This is a genomic window from Halarcobacter anaerophilus (genome assembly GCF_006459125.1).
GTDB classification, from domain to species: Bacteria; Campylobacterota; Campylobacteria; order Campylobacterales; family Arcobacteraceae; genus Halarcobacter; species Halarcobacter anaerophilus.
On sequence record NZ_CP041070.1, the window covers coordinates 923672 to 939677 of the forward strand.

31 protein-coding genes are annotated in these 16006 nt (G+C 30.7%); 25 read left to right on the forward strand and 6 right to left on the reverse strand.

Features of this window, described 5'->3' with window-relative positions; genetic code table 11:
* Positions 1 to 9 precede the first annotated feature (9 nt).
* A complete protein-coding gene (locus tag AANAER_RS04540; protein ID WP_129082785.1) occupies positions 10 to 498 on the forward strand; it encodes an HIT family protein in 489 nt (162 codons plus the stop codon).
* 12 nt (positions 499 to 510) lie between these two features.
* On the opposite strand, the gene AANAER_RS04545 is transcribed toward AANAER_RS04540, so the two are convergent.
* Positions 511 to 918: a putative periplasmic lipoprotein gene (locus AANAER_RS04545; RefSeq protein WP_129082784.1), complete on the reverse strand. Its 408-nt coding sequence runs from the start codon at positions 916 to 918 to the stop codon at positions 511 to 513.
* Entirely contained in the window at positions 915 to 1208 is a 294-nt protein-coding gene (locus tag AANAER_RS04550; protein WP_129082783.1) for a colicin Z C-terminal domain-related protein, read from the reverse strand. The genes AANAER_RS04545 and AANAER_RS04550 overlap by 4 nt, the downstream gene beginning before the upstream one ends.
* A 422-nt stretch (positions 1209 to 1630) precedes the next feature.
* Here AANAER_RS04550 and AANAER_RS14955 point away from each other — a divergent pair, with 422 nt between their 5' ends.
* Positions 1631 to 1999: a CPBP family intramembrane glutamic endopeptidase gene (locus AANAER_RS14955; protein ID WP_164969364.1), complete on the forward strand. Its 369-nt coding sequence runs from the start codon at positions 1631 to 1633 to the stop codon at positions 1997 to 1999.
* A gap of 32 nt (positions 2000 to 2031) precedes the next feature.
* Here the strand turns inward: AANAER_RS14955 and AANAER_RS04560 are convergent, their stop codons facing one another.
* Positions 2032 to 2301 carry a hypothetical protein gene (locus tag AANAER_RS04560; protein ID WP_129082781.1) on the reverse strand — a complete coding sequence of 90 codons (270 nt, stop codon included), beginning with the start codon at positions 2299 to 2301 and terminating at the stop codon, positions 2032 to 2034.
* A 154-nt stretch (positions 2302 to 2455) separates the two neighbouring features.
* Between AANAER_RS04560 and AANAER_RS04565 the strand changes: the two genes are divergently transcribed.
* A complete protein-coding gene (locus AANAER_RS04565) occupies positions 2456 to 3706 on the forward strand; it encodes an NAD(P)/FAD-dependent oxidoreductase (RefSeq protein ID WP_129082780.1) in 1251 nt (416 codons plus the stop codon).
* Between the two features lie 11 nt (positions 3707 to 3717).
* On the opposite strand, the gene AANAER_RS04570 is transcribed toward AANAER_RS04565, so the two are convergent.
* Both AANAER_RS04570 and AANAER_RS04575 read right to left on the reverse strand, forming a co-directional pair.
* Positions 3718 to 4041, reverse strand: coding sequence for a ribonuclease E inhibitor RraB (locus tag AANAER_RS04570; protein ID WP_129082779.1), 324 nt, complete (start codon positions 4039 to 4041; stop codon positions 3718 to 3720).
* 125 nt (positions 4042 to 4166) lie between these two features.
* On the reverse strand, positions 4167 to 5453 hold the full coding sequence (locus AANAER_RS04575; RefSeq protein WP_129082778.1) for an NAD(P)/FAD-dependent oxidoreductase: 1287 nt from the start codon (positions 5451 to 5453) through the stop codon (positions 4167 to 4169).
* 110 nt (positions 5454 to 5563) lie between these two features.
* Here AANAER_RS04575 and AANAER_RS04580 point away from each other — a divergent pair, with 110 nt between their 5' ends.
* Positions 5564 to 6187, forward strand: coding sequence for a CPBP family intramembrane glutamic endopeptidase (locus tag AANAER_RS04580; RefSeq protein ID WP_129082777.1), 624 nt, complete (start codon positions 5564 to 5566; stop codon positions 6185 to 6187).
* On the opposite strand, the gene AANAER_RS04585 is transcribed toward AANAER_RS04580, so the two are convergent.
* Positions 6184 to 6600: a hypothetical protein gene (locus AANAER_RS04585; RefSeq protein ID WP_129082776.1), complete on the reverse strand. Its 417-nt coding sequence runs from the start codon at positions 6598 to 6600 to the stop codon at positions 6184 to 6186. The two genes, AANAER_RS04580 and AANAER_RS04585, sit on opposite strands and share 4 nt — an antisense overlap.
* Before the next feature lie 123 nt (positions 6601 to 6723).
* On the opposite strand from AANAER_RS04585, the gene AANAER_RS04590 reads away from it, so the two are divergent.
* The 21 genes from AANAER_RS04590 to rplO all read left to right on the forward strand — a co-directional run bounded on the left by AANAER_RS04590 (position 6724) and on the right by rplO (position 16006).
* Positions 6724 to 7473, forward strand: a complete 750-nt coding sequence (locus AANAER_RS04590; protein WP_129082775.1) for a ribonuclease T2 family protein — start codon at positions 6724 to 6726, stop codon at positions 7471 to 7473.
* Between the two features lie 199 nt (positions 7474 to 7672).
* Positions 7673 to 7987, forward strand: coding sequence for a 30S ribosomal protein S10 (rpsJ, locus tag AANAER_RS04595; RefSeq protein ID WP_044415638.1), 315 nt, complete (start codon positions 7673 to 7675; stop codon positions 7985 to 7987).
* Positions 7988 to 8003: 16 nt separating this feature from the next.
* The gene (gene rplC / locus AANAER_RS04600; RefSeq protein ID WP_044415637.1) at positions 8004 to 8579 is read left to right on the forward strand and encodes a 50S ribosomal protein L3; all 576 of its coding nucleotides are present in this window, start codon (positions 8004 to 8006) and stop codon (positions 8577 to 8579) included.
* Positions 8576 to 9166 (forward strand): 50S ribosomal protein L4, encoded by a 591-nt coding sequence (gene rplD / locus AANAER_RS04605; protein ID WP_129082774.1) that lies wholly within the window; start codon positions 8576 to 8578, stop codon positions 9164 to 9166. The genes rplC and rplD overlap by 4 nt, the downstream gene beginning before the upstream one ends.
* Position 9167: 1 nt before the next feature.
* Positions 9168 to 9449, forward strand: coding sequence for a 50S ribosomal protein L23 (locus AANAER_RS04610; RefSeq protein WP_044415633.1), 282 nt, complete (start codon positions 9168 to 9170; stop codon positions 9447 to 9449).
* Between the two features lie 12 nt (positions 9450 to 9461).
* Positions 9462 to 10289 carry a 50S ribosomal protein L2 gene (rplB, locus tag AANAER_RS04615; protein ID WP_044415632.1) on the forward strand — a complete coding sequence of 276 codons (828 nt, stop codon included), beginning with the start codon at positions 9462 to 9464 and terminating at the stop codon, positions 10287 to 10289.
* A gap of 9 nt (positions 10290 to 10298) precedes the next feature.
* Positions 10299 to 10577 carry a 30S ribosomal protein S19 gene (gene rpsS, locus AANAER_RS04620; protein ID WP_044415630.1) on the forward strand — a complete coding sequence of 93 codons (279 nt, stop codon included), beginning with the start codon at positions 10299 to 10301 and terminating at the stop codon, positions 10575 to 10577.
* Position 10578: 1 nt separating this feature from the next.
* Positions 10579 to 10911, forward strand: coding sequence for a 50S ribosomal protein L22 (gene rplV, locus AANAER_RS04625; protein ID WP_044415628.1), 333 nt, complete (start codon positions 10579 to 10581; stop codon positions 10909 to 10911).
* Complete coding sequence (rpsC, locus tag AANAER_RS04630; protein WP_044415626.1) at positions 10911 to 11612, forward strand: 30S ribosomal protein S3; 702 nt, start codon at positions 10911 to 10913, stop codon at positions 11610 to 11612. The genes rplV and rpsC overlap by 1 nt, the downstream gene beginning before the upstream one ends.
* A gap of 2 nt (positions 11613 to 11614) precedes the next feature.
* A complete protein-coding gene (rplP, locus tag AANAER_RS04635; RefSeq protein ID WP_044415624.1) occupies positions 11615 to 12040 on the forward strand; it encodes a 50S ribosomal protein L16 in 426 nt (141 codons plus the stop codon).
* A complete protein-coding gene (gene rpmC, locus AANAER_RS04640; RefSeq protein ID WP_044415623.1) occupies positions 12027 to 12215 on the forward strand; it encodes a 50S ribosomal protein L29 in 189 nt (62 codons plus the stop codon). Before rplP ends, rpmC begins: the two co-directional genes overlap by 14 nt.
* Before the next feature lie 11 nt (positions 12216 to 12226).
* A complete protein-coding gene (gene rpsQ / locus AANAER_RS04645; RefSeq protein WP_044415621.1) occupies positions 12227 to 12481 on the forward strand; it encodes a 30S ribosomal protein S17 in 255 nt (84 codons plus the stop codon).
* Entirely contained in the window at positions 12481 to 12849 is a 369-nt protein-coding gene (gene rplN / locus AANAER_RS04650; RefSeq protein WP_044415619.1) for a 50S ribosomal protein L14, read from the forward strand. The genes rpsQ and rplN overlap by 1 nt, the downstream gene beginning before the upstream one ends.
* Positions 12849 to 13088 (forward strand): 50S ribosomal protein L24, encoded by a 240-nt coding sequence (gene rplX / locus AANAER_RS04655; protein ID WP_044415617.1) that lies wholly within the window; start codon positions 12849 to 12851, stop codon positions 13086 to 13088. Before rplN ends, rplX begins: the two co-directional genes overlap by 1 nt.
* 1 nt (position 13089) lies before the next feature.
* Positions 13090 to 13638 (forward strand): 50S ribosomal protein L5, encoded by a 549-nt coding sequence (gene rplE / locus AANAER_RS04660; protein ID WP_044415615.1) that lies wholly within the window; start codon positions 13090 to 13092, stop codon positions 13636 to 13638.
* Positions 13638 to 13823 carry a type Z 30S ribosomal protein S14 gene (locus AANAER_RS04665; RefSeq protein ID WP_044415613.1) on the forward strand — a complete coding sequence of 62 codons (186 nt, stop codon included), beginning with the start codon at positions 13638 to 13640 and terminating at the stop codon, positions 13821 to 13823. The genes rplE and AANAER_RS04665 overlap by 1 nt, the downstream gene beginning before the upstream one ends.
* A 13-nt stretch (positions 13824 to 13836) precedes the next feature.
* Positions 13837 to 14235 (forward strand): 30S ribosomal protein S8, encoded by a 399-nt coding sequence (gene rpsH / locus AANAER_RS04670; protein ID WP_044415611.1) that lies wholly within the window; start codon positions 13837 to 13839, stop codon positions 14233 to 14235.
* Between the two features lie 9 nt (positions 14236 to 14244).
* Complete coding sequence (gene rplF, locus AANAER_RS04675) at positions 14245 to 14781, forward strand: 50S ribosomal protein L6 (protein ID WP_044415609.1); 537 nt, start codon at positions 14245 to 14247, stop codon at positions 14779 to 14781.
* 10 nt (positions 14782 to 14791) lie between these two features.
* Positions 14792 to 15151: a 50S ribosomal protein L18 gene (gene rplR / locus AANAER_RS04680; RefSeq protein ID WP_044415607.1), complete on the forward strand. Its 360-nt coding sequence runs from the start codon at positions 14792 to 14794 to the stop codon at positions 15149 to 15151.
* Between the two features lie 9 nt (positions 15152 to 15160).
* Positions 15161 to 15604, forward strand: coding sequence for a 30S ribosomal protein S5 (gene rpsE / locus AANAER_RS04685; protein WP_044415605.1), 444 nt, complete (start codon positions 15161 to 15163; stop codon positions 15602 to 15604).
* Positions 15605 to 15607: 3 nt separating this feature from the next.
* Entirely contained in the window at positions 15608 to 16006 is a 399-nt protein-coding gene (gene rplO, locus AANAER_RS04690; protein ID WP_044415603.1) for a 50S ribosomal protein L15, read from the forward strand.

The following is a 16006-nucleotide window of genomic DNA, read 5'->3' on the forward strand; positions in this document are numbered from 1 at the left end:
GGAGAAGATGTGGAACATTTATACGCTCCTTGGCGATATTCGTATGTAAGTGAAGAAAAAATAGAGGGTTGTGTTTTTTGTCATATCTCAAAACATATAAAAGAAGAGAAATATCAAGTTTTATTTCACGATGAATTCTGTTATGTGGTTATGAATAAATTTCCATACTCACCCGGACATCTTATGGTGATTCCTCACTTTCATACTGACAAAATAGAAGAACTTGAAGATGAAGTTTGGATAAGAATGAGTATAAGAATAAGACAAGCCGTGAGTTTGTTAAAAGATGTGATAAAGTGTGAAGGCGTAAATATAGGAATGAATTTGGGAAAAGCCGCAGGAGCAGGAATCGCCCAGCATGTACACTATCACGCCTTACCTAGATGGATAGGTGATACGAACTTTATATCCAGCATCGGCGAAGCAAGAGTTTATCCCGCTAATTTTGGTGAGATATTTGGAAAATTAAAACAGAAAGCTAGCAAATTTTTTATATAAAATACTATAAAGTTATTTATTTAAATTTAATCCTAAACTTTTAAGAAAAAGTTTCATTTCTTCTGTTTTAAATTGAAAAGTTATTGAATTATTCGGAGCATACTCTTTATCAAAAATATTATCAATAATTTTTGTATTAAAATTTAATATTTTATTATTTATAATAATACCAAAATGTTTTCCTTCTTCATTTTTAAATAAGGAATACATTTTTTTATTGCCATTTTTCGTTAAAATGTAATAACCAGCGTAAGTATTATCACCTATTTTTTTATATTTAATTCTTTTAAAGTCATTTTTTGTCAATTCTATTGATTTATCAATTATGAAAACAGTTTGATTATAATTGATATTTTCATTTTTAGAAGAGCATCCCGTAAATAAATATGCAAGCAAACTTAATAATATATACTTTTTCATACTTTAACCAATATTAATATATTTTGTCCAACTGTGTGGCTTGAAAATCTTGCACGAGTAATACAAGCACAATTAGAAGATGTAATTCTAGTTTTCCCTGGTCCAATAATTTTTCTTGTCATTGTTTTGCCTCCTTCTCTTACTTCAATGTCAAAAGTAGATTTTACATTAGATAAACTTTTAAACTCTACAATATATGACCCTTTTGTATAATGGCTAATAATGTTAATCCATTTACTCCATCCTAAACCTAAAGGAGGTACCCAAGTTTGAATTTCTTTTAAAACCATTTTTATCCTTTTGAAATAAGTACATTAATTATATTGAAATAACCATAAAGAATATATTTATGAAATAAAGTTTAAAAATTTTTTCATTTTAAATAAGTAAAAATGCTACAATCATAAATCCCTTTTTATTTAAAGGAATTAAAATGCTCCAAAATAAATTATATAAACAGTTTGAATTTATTTTTTTATATGCAGTTTTACCTGCTTTATTTGTTTTTGATATTCTTTCTATAAAATTTTTATTAGCTACTCTCTGGCTGATGACCTTTTATTCTGCTTATATTCTAAAAGTGACTAAGTGTAAATTTTCTCTTAAATTATTTGATAAGAACCAATTAAAATATTTGCTATTAAGATTTTTCTTATTAGCTATTGTTTTTTTATTTGCAAGTTATCTATGCACTCCTGAAACTTTTTTTCATATGGCAAAAAATGAGACGAAACTTTTTATTTTTCTACTTATTTTTTATCCTCTTGTTTCAGTACTTCCACAAGAGTTACTTTATAGGGTATTCTTTTTCTCTCGCTATTCATTTAAACTTTCAAAACAAAAACAGACTGTTTTAAATGCTGTACTTTTTTCTTTTTCCCATACTTTATTTGGATCATCTCTTGTATTAATATTAACTTTTATAGGAGGATTGATTTTTTCACAAACTTATTTAAAAAATCGTTCTTTTCTTTTAGTTTGTATTGAACACACATTATATGGCTATTTACTGTTTGTTTCAGGTATTGGGGAGTTGTTTCTTCAAAAAGGCACTTTAGATACAATAAGAACTTTTTTTTGATAAATAAAATGCCTTTTTAAAAGATAAAAGATTTATTTTTCTTCTGAATGTTCTTCTATTAATTTTTCTATTTTTTCATATATCTCTTGTGCTTGTTCATCATCTATTTTATTTTCATTAACTGCATAAATTATATTTTGTAACTCTACAAGAAACGATTCCATCTCTCTTACTTCATTCATTGTATCATCTGTCTGTTCTTTTTTTTCAATTATTTTATGTAAATCTTCAATATAGGCTTCAACTTCAGGTATCATCGTAGCTTCAACCATTTCTAGTAAATCTTGCTTAATTTTTGTCATATATTTTTCATCCTTTGATTTTTCATATTATAACTTATAAAAGCAATTATTATGATAATTTAAATATTAATTTAGTTAAAATATATACAAAAAATAGCCTGATTTTATGCTATATTTTAGTATGATTAAAATATTATTTTAGAAAGGACGTGTTATGAAAAGAGATGTCGTTATCATAGGCGGTGGAATCGCAGGTCTTTGTACAGCTTATTATTTACAAAAAAGCGGTAGAAAAGTAACTATAATAGATGAAGCAGATATAACAAACTCTACTTCCTTTGGAAATGCCGGATTATTATCGGCATTTGATAAATCTCCTCTTAGTTGTCCAGGTGTAGTTTCAAATACTCTAAAACTTATGTTAAAAGGGCAGTCACCTGCCATTATCCATCCGACATTGGATTTTAAAATATATAAATGGCTTGTAAACTTTATTAAAAACTCAAATGAAAAACGTACAAAAAAAACAATGATGCTTTTTGAAAAATACGGTGAGATAACATTAAATTTATATGAAAAAATGATAAAAGAAGATAACTTGGATTTTGATTATCATAGAGACGGAATGCTTTCTGTTTTTACCGAAGATAAAAGTTATAAAGAGAGATTAAAAAAGTATAATTATACTGATGATGAAAGATTTAAAATATTTAAAAAAGATGAGTTAAAAGAGTATTTACCAAGTGCAGATATCAAAAAAATAAAAGGGGCAATTCTTTTTAAAAAAAATGCAAGATTTGATTCCGGAAGAGTTATGCTTGAATTAAAAAAACATTTGATAGATGCTGGAGTTGAGTTTATATTAAATGAGAAAATAGATAGTATGCGAATTGAAAACAATGAAGTAAAACATATAATTTCTTCAAAAAGTGTTTTTTACGAAGCAGAGCATTTTATTATGTCTACAGGTTATAAAACAGCGCTTGCCGGTAAATATTGCAATAAAGATTTGATGATGACTCCTGCAAAAGGTTACAGCATAACTTTTGAAATGCCAAAAGAGTTTATACCAAAAGTTTCGACGATTTTTAATGATCTTTTTATAGTTATGACTCCAAGAAGAGATAATGTACGGTTTACATCAAAACTAGAAATAGGAAGTGATGATCCCGCAATTATAGAAAAACAGATTGATAGTATAAAGAAAAACTTTTTTGAATATAATCAAACTTTTGAGATGAATAATGAAGTTTATTGGTCTGGATTCAGACCTCTTACTCCAAACGATATTCCCCTAATAGGAAGGGATGAAGATGTTAATAATCTAACATACTGCATGGGACTTGGTTGGCTTGGAATGACTTTTGGTCCAGCCCTTGGGTCTATTGTTTCCGATTTAGTCGTAAATGATAAAAAAAATGCACAAAGTGACGATATTTTGATGTTTTCAGGCTTTTACCAATAACAAGGTAAAAGCTAGCTTACAGCTATCTCTTCAACATCAAAACCGTCAAAACTGTTTATATGCAATTTTTCTGCAAGAGTTTGAAACTCTTTACATCTGTTATATAAAGAATCTACATTATGAACACTAATCTCTTCCACACATAGATAATAAGTTTTATTTTCAAAAATTATTTCTGAACTTGAATATCTATTTGGATCTAAAAGATTTTTTGCTTCTTGCAAATTATCACTTTGTTTATGACTAAAATAGAAACCCCAACTAAGTTTATTGTTAAGATTTAGATTATTCTCTTTTGCCGTTTCGTTAAAAAACTTTTTTATATTCTTTTCCATATTCAAATTTTATAAACGAAAACTAAATCTTAGATAAAAAAGAGATTAAAGTTTTATATTTTACTGCTTTTGACCACAAAACTGTGACTTAACCTGTGACATAATTTATACATAATTACTATAAGCTATTTTTTATTTTTTAAAATATCATTTGCAGCTCTAATTCCCGATGACCAAGCAGCTGTAATTCCCCTGCTTGTTCCTGCCCCGTCACCTACTATATAATACCCTTCTTTTACCATAAAGTTTTTATTTAAAAATTGAGGTTTATTGGAGTAGGTTTTTATCTCGGGATAATAAAGAATAGTCGATGGATGTAAAACTCCCGGAACTATTGAATCAAGCTTTTTCAAAGCGCTCCAAATATCTCTTAAAATTTTTGCAGGCATGCTAAGACTCAAGTCTGCCGCAACAGCATTTGATAAAGTCGGTTTAAAATCGTATAGGTCCTCATTAAAAGTCTCTTTTTTACTTCTTTGACCCAATCTAAAATCGCCGACTCTTTGCATAATCACCGAACCCCCGCTAAGCTGCATAACCATTTGTCCCAATATCTTTCCAAACTGCTGACCGCTTACAACCGGCTGGGTTAATCTAATAGTTTTTAGCATTGCGAAATTCACAAGATTGTTTGCTTTTTTCTCTTTTGAAAGAGAATGCCCGTTTACGGAGTAGTAGCCTTTGTATTTTTCCCTTACAATATGTGCGCAGCCTGAGTTTGTACAAAAAGTTCTGACTTTATTCGGAAATAAAATTTTAGGATCATAATAATCTTTTACAATAGGATAATTCTCCTCTTTTGTTTCAACTCTAATTCCTATATCAACTATATTATCGCTGTATGTAACTCCTATTCTATCCATTTGTGTTTGCATCCAGTCATAATCGGCACGTCCCGGACCAAGGATAATATTTTCAAACTCTATTTTAAAACCGTTATCTAAGGTTATCTCTTTTTTATTTTCATTTAACTCTTTAACTTCTGTTTGCAAAGCAACGGTAACTTTCAAATCTCTTAGTTTTTGGATTAGATCATTAATCAGTTTTGAGGATTTATCCGTACCTACGTGTGCTTGGTCTATTGTCAAAATATTTACATCAAGTTTTTTTGCTCTTTGAATATATTTGTCAATATTTAATCTTTTTTCCATTTTTGGATTTAAATGATTTTTTACCTCTTCTAAAAGAGCGTGAGCTTCTTCTTTGCTCCAATACTCTAAAGGAAATCCTACAGGATAGGTATAGTTTTGTTTACAGTCGTTTCTTAAGCCGCCCGAACTGATTTTTTTCTTTTCAATTAGAAGAATTTTTTTGTCGGAGTTTTCTGCCAATTTAAAAGCAGCTCCCAAACCTGAAGGACCGGAGCCGACGATAATTACATCATAAAATGAGTTTAATTTTAAATTTTCCATAATAAAAATTATACCCAATGTTATGTTCAAAGTCTAAATTCTTTTTATAAAATATAACCAATTTGTTACCGAATTTTTATAAAATGAAAAATTAACAAAGAGGATAATAGATGAGAAAAATCAATTTTTTTAAGATTATAGAGTTTTTTTTTATTTTTATACTTTTACCCCTTTTCTTTTTTTATAAGATTTTACCCTCTGTTTTTGTGTTGCCTACTCTTTGGATTCTCTCTTTTTATGTAATTTTTTTATTAAGGAACGAGAACAATAAAGCACTTTTTGATAAGTTTGATTTTAAAGATTTTTTGTCCGTAATAAAAAGATTTATTATCTTTTCTATTGCTATTTTTCTCTTTACATATATTTTTTATGAGGATAAATTATTTAATTTTTTTTATCAAAAACCAAATATTTATATTCTTGTAATGATTTTATATCCTCTTCTTTCCGTTATTCCTCAAGAACTTATTTTCAGAAAGTTTTTTCTTTTTAGATATGAGTATATATTTACTCCAAAAGCTTTGATACTGCTAAATGCAGCTGTATTTGGTTTTATTCATATAATCTTTTCAAACTACATTGCACTGCTTTTCAGTTTTATTGGAGGTTTACTTTTTATAAAAACCTATATAAACAGTAAATCTCTAAGTCTTGTATGTATTGAACATGCTTTATATGGAGATTTAATATTTACAGTAGGTTTAGGGGAGTTTTTTTATCACGGTAATATTTAAAAAACAAAAGATATATCGACAATACTAATATGATAAATCTCAATTTTACTGCCTTCTGAATCCAAAATAGAATATTTGATCGTATACTCCAAAGGATCTCTAATCTCAATATTTTTTGCCACAAAATTAATATATTTTTTATAATCTATAACAGAATATATAAATTTTACTTTTTCTTCAAATTTTTTATCATCTATATAAAGAGAATAAATCTCTTTGTCTTTTTTTCTATCATATTTATCTAAAAAATTTTTTTTATAAAGTTCTTCTGCCACAGAGTCATTTTTAAAATCACTGCTTTTATATAAAATGTAATCATCTGCTAAAATCTCTTCTAAATTTTCCGTTATTTCAAAATAGTTATATTTTTTATAATCATTTGTCTCTTCAAGTAAATGTTGTTTTATTATCATAGTTTCTCCTGAAAATTTATTCTATTGTAAAATTGCTAATGAAATATTAATACAAGAGTAAATTTTTTTAAATATTATTTTGATATAATCAAAAAAATAATTTTTATAAAGGAGATTTTGTAAATGAATAAAATATTAATAATATTAGGTTTAACAATTACCTTGCTGTTTTCAAAAGGAGAAAAAGGGGAATTTGATTATTATGTCTTCGCTCTTAGCTGGGAAGCCGGGTTTTGTGAAAAACAAAATTACTCAAAAATAGAATGTAAAGAGGCGCAAAAAGATGAGTTCTCTGTAAACAATTTTATTTTACATGGATTATGGCCGAATAAAAATGATGATCCGTTTTCTAAATATTCAGATTGTGAAAATACCTATAAGTGTGAAGGTGAAGGAGGTTGCTGGCCAAATCTGCCTGATTTGCATCTTACCGCTGTGTACAAAGAAAAACTTAGTAAATATATGCCGGGCGTCGACTCTTATTTGCAAAGACATGAATGGCACAAACACGGAACTTGTACAAATAAAACACCGACTGAATATTTTAATCAGGCTTCAAAATTGGTTGAAGAGTTTTCAAAAAGTAGTTTTGACGATTTTATATCAGACCACAGAGGAAGTAGAGTTTCAAACGGACAAATTTATCAAGAATTTGAAAAAGCATTTGGAAAAAGCAGTGCTAGAACCTTAAAATTACTTTGCTCTAAAAAAGCTAACGGAAAGTATTTAACAGAGATTAGATTTTCTTTAAAAAAAGATATTGATGTTACAAAATCTATTTCAAGCAATATTTTTGCACCGGAAGGAAATCAGTTTGATGGATGCGGAGGAGAAAATAGTTATGTAAATATTTTAGAGTTAAAAACCAAATAAATCCAATAATTTACATTTATCTTAATTTTGTTTGAAAATAAATAAAGTTGTCCTTTTAAAAAGGAAAAAATATTTATAAAAAAATCATAGAAATACCATAACTCTTGACATTTAATAAAAAATTAATTATAATACGCGCCCACTAAAAGTGGTTAGAGTGCTTTTTTAGCACGTCTAACGAGTTCTTTAAAGGAAAAACATGGAAAAAATTAGATTAAAGCTTAAAGCTTATGATCATAGAGTTTTAGACAGAAGTGTTGCTTCAATTGTTGAAGCTGTAAAAAGAACTGGTGCTGAGTTGAGAGGTCCAATTCCTCTTCCAACGAAAATCAGAAAATATACAGTTCTTAAAGGTCCTCACGTAAACAAAGACGCGAGAGAGCAATTCGAAATCAGAGTGCACACAAGAATGATTGATATCATTGCTGCAACTCCTGATACAGTAGATTCATTAATGAAACTAGACTTGGCTCCTGAAGTTGATGTTGAAGTTAGATCAATGGGTCAAGAATAAGAAGAAAGGGTAGTAAATGGAATTTATCGTAGAAAAAATCGGTATGAGTAGAACTATTTCAGTTCCTGCAACACCAGTTACACTTTTAAAAGTTCTTGATGCAAAAGTATGTGACGTAAATGAGGGTGTGGCACTTGTATCTTATAGCGATGGTAAAAAAATTAACAAAGCTATAGAAGGTCAACAAAAAAAATATGGTTTAAGCAAAGAGTTTAATAGATTTGCAACATTAGATGTTGCTAACACTGAAGCTGGTGATTTAGATGTATCTGTATTATCTGAAGCTAAAGTTTTAAAAACAACTTTTAAAACTAAAGGTAGAGGTTTTCAAGGTGGAGTTAAAAGATGGAACTTCGCTGGAGGTAGAGCATCACACGGACACAGAATGGGTAGAAGAGTTGGTTCTATCGGTAACTGTGAATGGCCAGGTAGAGTTATGCCGGGTAAAAAAATGCCAGGACAATACGGAAATACAAATGTAACTGTTAAAAATGAAGTTGTTTCATTTAACGCAGAAACAGGAATATTAGTTGTAAAAGGTTCAGTATCTGGATCAAATGGTAGATTAGGAAGAGTAAGGATTGCTAAATGAGTAACGCTGTAGAAGTAAAAGCAAATGAGTTACCAGAGTCTTTCAAAGAGATTAACTCACACAATTTATACCTTTATGTTAAATCATATTTAGCTGCTCAAAGAGCAAACACTGCTAGAGTAAAAAACAGATCTGAAGTAAGCGGTGGTGGTAAAAAACCAAAAGCTCAAAAAGGTTCTGGTGGAGCTAGATGGGGTTCTAAAAGATCACCTCTATTTGTTGGTGGTGGACAAGTTTTCGGACCTACAAAAAGAAACTACAATCAAAAAATCAATAAAAAGCAAAAAGTTTTAGCATTAAACTATGCTATTAACACTCACGCTGAAAAAGGTTCTTTATTTGTAGCTGACTCAATTAAAGCTGAGTCTGGTAAAACTAAAGATGCGGTTTCAATTATTAATGGATTAAACCAAAGAGATACTCTTGTAATTGTTGATACAATTGAAGAGAAAACATACTTAGCGTTTAGAAACATTAAAAATTGTTATATGATTGAAAAACAAGAAATTAATGCATATTTAATTTCTGCATATCACTCAGTACTAATTGAAAAATCAGTATTAGAATCATTAACAAAAGAGGCGTAAGATGGCAGATATTACAGATATTAAAGCAATATTATATACAGAAAAGACAATCGAGCTTCAAGAAAACGGTGTAATCGTTGTTCAAACAAGTCCTAGAATGACTAAAAACGGTTTAAAAGAGGTATTTAAAGAGTACTTTGGAGTAACTCCATCAAAAATTAACTCTTTAAGACAAAGTGGTAAAGTGAAAAGATTTAGAGGAAGACCTGGTAGAAGACCGGACTTCAAAAAATTCTATGTAACATTACCTGAAGGCGCTGAAATAGCGAACCTATCAGCTTAAGGAGTATAGAAGATGGCAATTAAAAAATTTAGACCGATAACTCCTGCTAGAAGATTTATGTCTGTAATGGACACTTCTGATATTACTTCAAAACCAACAGTAAGATCTTTACTTGTAAAAGTAAAAGCAAATGCTGGTAGAAATAATAACGGTAGAATTACTTCAAGACACAAAGAAGCAGGTGCTAAAAAATTATATAGAATTATTGATTTTAAAAGAGAAAAATTCAATGTAGAGGGTACAGTTCTTACTGTAGAATACGATCCTTATAGAAACTGTAGAATTTGTTTAGTTTCTTATTTAGACGGTGATAAAAGATATATTATCCAACCTTCTGGATTAAAAATCGGTGATAAAGTACAAGCTGCTGAGTCAGGACTTGATATTTTACCTGGTAACGCTATGAAACTACAAGCAATTCCTGTTGGTACAATGGTTCACAACGTTGAACTTAAACCTGGAAAAGGTGCACAATTAGCTAGATCTGCTGGTGCATATGCTCAAATCATGGGTAGAGAAGATAAATATGTTATCTTAAGATTACCATCAGGTGAAATGAGAAAAATTCTTGGTGTTTGTATGGCAACAATCGGTGTTGTTGGAAATGAAGATTTCTCTAATATGATTGTTGGTAAAGCTGGTAGAACTAGACATCTTGGTATTAGACCACAAACTAGAGGTTCTGCAATGAACCCGATTGATCACCCACACGGTGGTGGTGAAGGTAAAACTAACTCAGGAAGACATCCAGTTACTCCATGGGGTATGCCAACTAAAGGTTATAAAACTAGAAAGAAAAAAGCTAGTGATAAATTAATCATTTCAAGAAGAAAGAAGTAAGGGTTTAAGATGGCAAGATCAATAAAAAAAGGTCCATTTGTAGACGCACACTTAATGAAAAAAGTTATCAAAGCTAATGAAGCTAAAGATAGAAAACCAATTAAAACATGGTCAAGAAGATCAACAGTATTACCTGAAATGATTGGTTTAACATTTAATGTGCATAATGGTAGAAATTTTGTACCAGTATTAGTAACAGAAAATCACGTTGGATATAAACTTGGTGAATTCGCTCCAACTAGAACATTTAAAGGGCATAAAGGCTCTGTACAAAAAAAGGTAGGGTGATATGGGAAAAGCAGTATTAAAATTTATTAGACTTTCTCCTACAAAAGCAAGATTAATAGCAAGAGAAGTTCAAGGAATGAACGCTGAATATGCAATTGCATCATTAGAATTTACTCCTAACAAAGCAGCAGGTGTTATATCAAAAGTTATTGCTTCGGCTGTAGCAAATGCAGGGTTAGAACCTCAAGACGCAGTTATCACATCTGCAAGAGTTGATAAAGGTCCTGTTCTAAAAAGATACACACCAAGAGCTAGAGGTAGTGCATCACCAAAACATAAACCAACTGCACACATTATGATTGAAGTAGCGGCTGCTGAAAAAGGAGACAAATAATGGGTCAAAAAGTTAATCCAATAGGTTTAAGATTAGGTATCAACAGAAACTGGGAATCTAGATGGTTTCCTAAATTTTCAAATATGCCTGCTAACGTTGCTGAAGATGACAAAATCAGAAAATTTGTTAAAAAAGAGCTTTACTACGCTGGTGTTGCTCAAATTATTGTTGAAAGAACTGCTAAAAAAGTAAGAGTTACTATCGTTGCTGCTAGACCTGGTATTATTATCGGTAAAAAAGGTGCAGACGTAGAAAAACTTAAAAATAATCTTTCAGCTTTAGTTGGTAAAGAGATTGCAGTTAACATTAAAGAAGAGAGAAAACCACAACTTTCTGGACAATTAGCTGCTGAAAATGTTGCTCAACAATTAGAAAGAAGAGTTGCATTTAGAAGAGCTATGAAAAGAGTTATGCAAAATGCTCTTAAATCTGGTGCAAAAGGAATTAAAGTTTCTGTATCAGGAAGACTTGGTGGAGCTGAAATGGCTAGAACTGAGTGGTATTTAGAGGGAAGAGTTCCTTTACATACTTTAAGAGCTAGAATTGATTACGGTTTTGCTGAAGCTCATACAACTTACGGTTGTATCGGTATTAAAGTTTGGATTTTCAAAGGTGAAGTACTAGCTAAAGGTATTCCTCATGAGAGAGATACAGCTTCTAAACCACAAAAAAGAAGACCAAGTAAAAGAAGAGGTAAATAATTATGTTAATGCCTAAAAGAATGAAATACAGAAAATACCAAAAAGGTAGAAACAGAGGTAAAGCACAAAGAGGAAACTCTTTAGCTTACGGAGAGTTTGGTATTAAAGCACTTGAACACGGAAGAGTTGATTCAAGACAAATCGAAGCTGCCAGAATTGCAATGACAAGAGCAATTAAAAGACAAGGTAAAGTTTGGATTATGGTATTCCCTGATAAACCGCTTACTGCAAAACCACTTGAAACAAGAATGGGTAAAGGTAAAGGTGCAATTGACAAATGGGTTATGAATATTAAGCCAGGTAGAATGTGCTTTGAAATGGCAGGTGTGTCTGAAGAAATGGCAAAAGAGGCTCTATCTTTAGCACAACATAAGTTACCATTTAAAACTAAAATTGTAAGTAGAGAAAGTGAAAATGAATTATTCTGATTTAAAAGAGAAAAGCTTACAAGAGCTAAATGAGTTATTAAAAGAGAAAAAGGTGCTTCTTTTTGAATTAAAAGCTAAGCTAAAAACTATGCAGTTAACTAATACTTCTGAATTAAGAGCGTGCAAAAAAGAGATTGCTCAAATTCAAACAGCAATTACTGCAGCTAAAAACTAAGGATCCAAAATATGAGTACACATAAAAGAGAGATTCAAGGTGTAGTGGTTAAAAAAGCTGGTGACAAAACAGCATCTGTATTAGTTACTAGACAAGTTTTACACCCAAAATACCACAAAACTGTAAAAAGATTTAAAAAATATTTAGTTCATGATGAAAAAAATGAATTAAATGAGGGTGATACAGTCGTTGCAATCGAATGTAGACCTTTATCAAAGACTAAATCTTTTAGATTAAAGAAAATAGTAGCTACAGGAGTTAAATAATGATTCAAAGTTTTTCAAGATTAAATGTAGCTGATAACACTGGTGCAAAAGAGATCATGTGTATCAAAGTTTTAGGTGGAAGCCACAGAAGATATGCATCTGTAGGTGACGTTATTGTTGCTTCAGTTAAAAAAGCATTACCAACTGGTAAAGTTAAAAAAGGTGCTGTAGTTAAAGCTGTAGTAGTAAGAACTCACAAAGAAGTTCAAAGAGAAAACGGATCTTTAATTAGATTTGACGACAATGCTGCAGTTATACTTGATACTAAAAAAGAACCAATTGGAACAAGAATTTTTGGACCTGTAGCAAGAGAAGTTAGATATGCAGGTTTCATGAAAATTGTTTCACTTGCTCCGGAGGTACTATAATGGCTTTAAAATTAAAGATTAAAAAAGGTGATACTGTAAAAATTATTGCTGGTGACGATAAGGGTAAAACTGGAGAAGTTTTAGAAGTTATCACATCAAAAAGACAAGTAATCGTTAAAGATTGCAAAGTAGCTAAAAAAACAGTTAAACCTGATCAAGAAAGAAACCCTGAAGGTGGTTTTGTAAACAAAGAGATGCCTATTGATATCTCTAATGTAGCAAAAGTAGAAGGTGAATAAGATGTCAGCAAGATTATTAGAAAGATACAATGCAGAAATAAAACCGACTTTAGAAACAGAGTTCCCTAAAAACAAAATGTTAACTGCAAAGTTAGACAAAGTTGTTATCTCTGTTGGTGCTGGTGAAGCTATGAAAGATAGTAAATTAATGCAAAATATTCAAGATACAATCTCTTTAATTGCAGGACAAAGAGCAGTTCAAGTAATTGCAAAAAAATCTGTTGCTGGATTTAAAGTAAGAGAAGGATCTCCTGTTGGTGTTAAAGTTACTCTAAGAGGTGAAAGAATGTATGAATTCTTAGATAAATTATGTTCTATTGCATTACCTAGAGTAAAAGACTTTAGAGGTCTTAACAGAAACGGTTTTGATGGTAGAGGTAACTTCAACTTTGGTTTAGATGAGCAATTAATGTTCCCGGAAGTTGTATATGATAATATTATTAAAACACATGGTATGAATATTTCAATTTCAACATCTGCTGATAATGATCAAGAAGCTTACAGATTATTAGAGCTTGTTGGAGTTCCATTTACTAAAGGAAGAGCGTAATGGCAAAAAAATCGATGATTGCTAAACAACAGAGAAAAGCAAAATTCTCTTCAAGAGCATATACAAGATGTACTGTTTGTGGTAGACCTCATTCAGTATACAGAGACTTCGGTCTTTGTAGAGTTTGTTTAAGAAAAATGGCTAACGAGGGATTACTTCCTGGCGTTAAAAAATCTAGTTGGTAGGAGAATAAAAGCTATGATGAATGATATGATCGCAGATGCTTTAACTAGAATTAGAAATGCTGCAATGAGAAAATTAGAAGTTGCAACATTATTACATTCTAATACAGTAGTCGGAATTTTAAATGTACTTGAGCAAAAAGGGTATATTGAAGGTTTCAAAGAAGTTGAAGGTGAAAACAATAAGAAAACTGTTCAAGTTACATTAAAATATGATGACAACGATAATTCTGTTATTAACGAATTAAAAAGAGTTTCAACTCCGGGAAGAAGAGTTTATAAAAACGCTTCTGAAATTAAAAGTTTCAAAAATGGATATGGTACAATCATTGTTTCTACAAACAAAGGTGTAATTGCAAATGATGAAGCACACGCTGCAAACGTAGGTGGTGAAGTGCTTTGTACTGTATGGTAGGAGAGTATAATGTCTAGAATTGGAAAAAAACCTATCGCAATCCCAAGTGGAGTTGAAGTAGCAGTAGATGGAACTGTTGTAACAGTTAAAAAAGGGAATAAAGCAATTCCTGTTGAGACTCATGGAAGAGTTGAAGTAAAAGTAGAAGATTCAAATGTAGTTTTAGATAGAGTTGGTGAAGATAAAGAATCATCAGCTTTCTGGGGAACTTACAGAGCTTTAATCAATAATGCCGTAACTGGGTTAAATGAAGGTTTTTCAAAATCTTTAGAAATCAACGGTGTTGGTTACAGAGCTGCTGTTAAAGGAAAAGTATTAGAATTACAATTAGGTTATTCACACCCTATTAATTATGATATCCCTGAAGGTTTGGAAATCTCTGTTGAGAAAAACATTATCCATGTAAAAGGTGCTGACAAACAACAAGTTGGTCAAGCTGCTGCAATTATTAGAGGCTTTAGAAAACCTGAACCATATAAAGGTAAAGGTGTTAAATATACTGACGAGCATATCGTTAGAAAAGCTGGTAAAACTGCTAAGAAATAAGGTGTGAAAAATGAGTAGAGCAAAAGATATAGCAAAAAAGAACTCTTTAAGAGCAATCAGAAAAAAAAGAGTTAGAGGAAATATTAAAGGTACTGCGCAAACACCTAGAGTAACTGTATTTAAATCAAACAAATATTTAAGTGCACAAGCAATTGATGATGTTGCAGGTGTTACATTAGCAGCAGTTAATTCTAAAGCTTTAGGATTAAACGTTAATAAAGATAACGCAGTAAAAGTTGCAGCAACATTTGCTGAAAGCTTAAAATCTGCTGGAATTGAAACAGTAGTATTTGATAGAAACGGGTACCTTTATCATGGTGTAGTTGCAGCATTCGCTGATGCACTTAGAGATAACGGTATTAAATTATAAGGGTTAATGATGGCAGCAGTAAATAGAGAAGATTTTCAAGAAGCAATCGTTAAAATCGGAAGAGTAACAAAAGTTGTAAAGGGTGGTAGAAGATTCAGATTTACAGCTTTAGTTGTTGTTGGAGATAAAAACGGTACAGTTGGATATGGTACAGGAAAAGCAAAAGAGGTTCCTGATGCAATTAAAAAAGCTTTAGATGATGCATTTAAATCTTTAGTAAAAGTTAATATTCATGGGACTACAATTGCTCATGATATTGAACATAAATACAATTCAAGTAAAATTTTATTAAAACCTGCATCAGAAGGTACAGGGCTTATCGCAGGTGGTGCGGCAAGACCTGTTCTTGAGCTTTCTGGAGTTAAAGATATTATTGCAAAATCTTTAGGTTCAAATAATCCAAACAACCTTGTACAAGCTACAGTTGAAGCATTAGCAAGAATTAAAGGATAATTGATGGCATTAGATAATTTACAACCGGCAACTGGTAGTACAAAAGATGTTAAAAGAGTAGGTAGAGGTCAAGGTTCAGGAATGGGTAAGACTTCTACAAGAGGTCAAAAAGGTCAAAAATCTAGATCTGGATTTAAAATTAAAAGAGGTTTCGAAGGTGGTCAACAACCATTACAAAAGAGACTTCCTAAAATTGGATTCTTTTCAAGAGTAGCAAAACCTTACTCTATCAATGTTGATAAAGTAAAACAAGTTGCTCAACTTGAAGAAATTACAGTTGAATCAATTAAATCAGTATACAAACTTTCAAAAAGTGTTACAAAAGTTAAATTAATTGGTGCTTCTGCAAAAGAATTAGTATCTAAAATTAAAGACGAAAACGTAACAACTACTGGAAAATAA

Bases quoted from the DNA above. Each gene is read 5' to 3' on its own strand.
- rplD (WP_129082774.1), top strand. From the start codon at position 8,576: ATGAGTAACGCTGTAGAAGTAAAAGCAAATGAGTTACCAGAGTCTTTC.
- rplC (WP_044415637.1), top strand. From the start codon at position 8,004: ATGGAATTTATCGTAGAAAAAATCGGTATGAGTAGAACTATTTCAGTT.
- rplR (WP_044415607.1), top strand. From the start codon at position 14,792: ATGAGTAGAGCAAAAGATATAGCAAAAAAGAACTCTTTAAGAGCAATC.
- AANAER_RS04560 (WP_129082781.1), bottom strand. From the start codon at position 2,301: ATGACAAAAATTAAGCAAGATTTACTAGAAATGGTTGAAGCTACGATG.
- rplN (WP_044415619.1), top strand. From the start codon at position 12,481: ATGATTCAAAGTTTTTCAAGATTAAATGTAGCTGATAACACTGGTGCA.
- AANAER_RS04545 (WP_129082784.1), bottom strand. From the start codon at position 918: ATGAAAAAGTATATATTATTAAGTTTGCTTGCATATTTATTTACGGGA.
- rpsS (WP_044415630.1), top strand. From the start codon at position 10,299: ATGGCAAGATCAATAAAAAAAGGTCCATTTGTAGACGCACACTTAATG.
- rpmC (WP_044415623.1), top strand. From the start codon at position 12,027: ATGAATTATTCTGATTTAAAAGAGAAAAGCTTACAAGAGCTAAATGAG.
- AANAER_RS14955 (WP_164969364.1), top strand. From the start codon at position 1,631: ATGGCAAAAAATGAGACGAAACTTTTTATTTTTCTACTTATTTTTTAT.
- rplE (WP_044415615.1), top strand. From the start codon at position 13,090: ATGTCAGCAAGATTATTAGAAAGATACAATGCAGAAATAAAACCGACT.
- AANAER_RS04590 (WP_129082775.1), top strand. From the start codon at position 6,724: ATGAATAAAATATTAATAATATTAGGTTTAACAATTACCTTGCTGTTT.
- rplV (WP_044415628.1), top strand. From the start codon at position 10,579: ATGGGAAAAGCAGTATTAAAATTTATTAGACTTTCTCCTACAAAAGCA.
- rpsC (WP_044415626.1), top strand. From the start codon at position 10,911: ATGGGTCAAAAAGTTAATCCAATAGGTTTAAGATTAGGTATCAACAGA.
- rpsH (WP_044415611.1), top strand. From the start codon at position 13,837: ATGATGAATGATATGATCGCAGATGCTTTAACTAGAATTAGAAATGCT.
- rpsQ (WP_044415621.1), top strand. From the start codon at position 12,227: ATGAGTACACATAAAAGAGAGATTCAAGGTGTAGTGGTTAAAAAAGCT.
- rplB (WP_044415632.1), top strand. From the start codon at position 9,462: ATGGCAATTAAAAAATTTAGACCGATAACTCCTGCTAGAAGATTTATG.
- rpsJ (WP_044415638.1), top strand. From the start codon at position 7,673: ATGGAAAAAATTAGATTAAAGCTTAAAGCTTATGATCATAGAGTTTTA.
- AANAER_RS04565 (WP_129082780.1), top strand. From the start codon at position 2,456: ATGAAAAGAGATGTCGTTATCATAGGCGGTGGAATCGCAGGTCTTTGT.
- AANAER_RS04570 (WP_129082779.1), bottom strand. From the start codon at position 4,041: ATGGAAAAGAATATAAAAAAGTTTTTTAACGAAACGGCAAAAGAGAAT.
- rpsE (WP_044415605.1), top strand. From the start codon at position 15,161: ATGGCAGCAGTAAATAGAGAAGATTTTCAAGAAGCAATCGTTAAAATC.
- AANAER_RS04665 (WP_044415613.1), top strand. From the start codon at position 13,638: ATGGCAAAAAAATCGATGATTGCTAAACAACAGAGAAAAGCAAAATTC.
- rplO (WP_044415603.1), top strand. From the start codon at position 15,608: ATGGCATTAGATAATTTACAACCGGCAACTGGTAGTACAAAAGATGTT.
- AANAER_RS04580 (WP_129082777.1), top strand. From the start codon at position 5,564: ATGAGAAAAATCAATTTTTTTAAGATTATAGAGTTTTTTTTTATTTTT.
- AANAER_RS04610 (WP_044415633.1), top strand. From the start codon at position 9,168: ATGGCAGATATTACAGATATTAAAGCAATATTATATACAGAAAAGACA.
- rplP (WP_044415624.1), top strand. From the start codon at position 11,615: ATGTTAATGCCTAAAAGAATGAAATACAGAAAATACCAAAAAGGTAGA.
- rplF (WP_044415609.1), top strand. From the start codon at position 14,245: ATGTCTAGAATTGGAAAAAAACCTATCGCAATCCCAAGTGGAGTTGAA.
- AANAER_RS04585 (WP_129082776.1), bottom strand. From the start codon at position 6,600: ATGATAATAAAACAACATTTACTTGAAGAGACAAATGATTATAAAAAA.
- AANAER_RS04575 (WP_129082778.1), bottom strand. From the start codon at position 5,453: ATGGAAAATTTAAAATTAAACTCATTTTATGATGTAATTATCGTCGGC.
- rplX (WP_044415617.1), top strand. From the start codon at position 12,849: ATGGCTTTAAAATTAAAGATTAAAAAAGGTGATACTGTAAAAATTATT.
- AANAER_RS04550 (WP_129082783.1), bottom strand. From the start codon at position 1,208: ATGGTTTTAAAAGAAATTCAAACTTGGGTACCTCCTTTAGGTTTAGGA.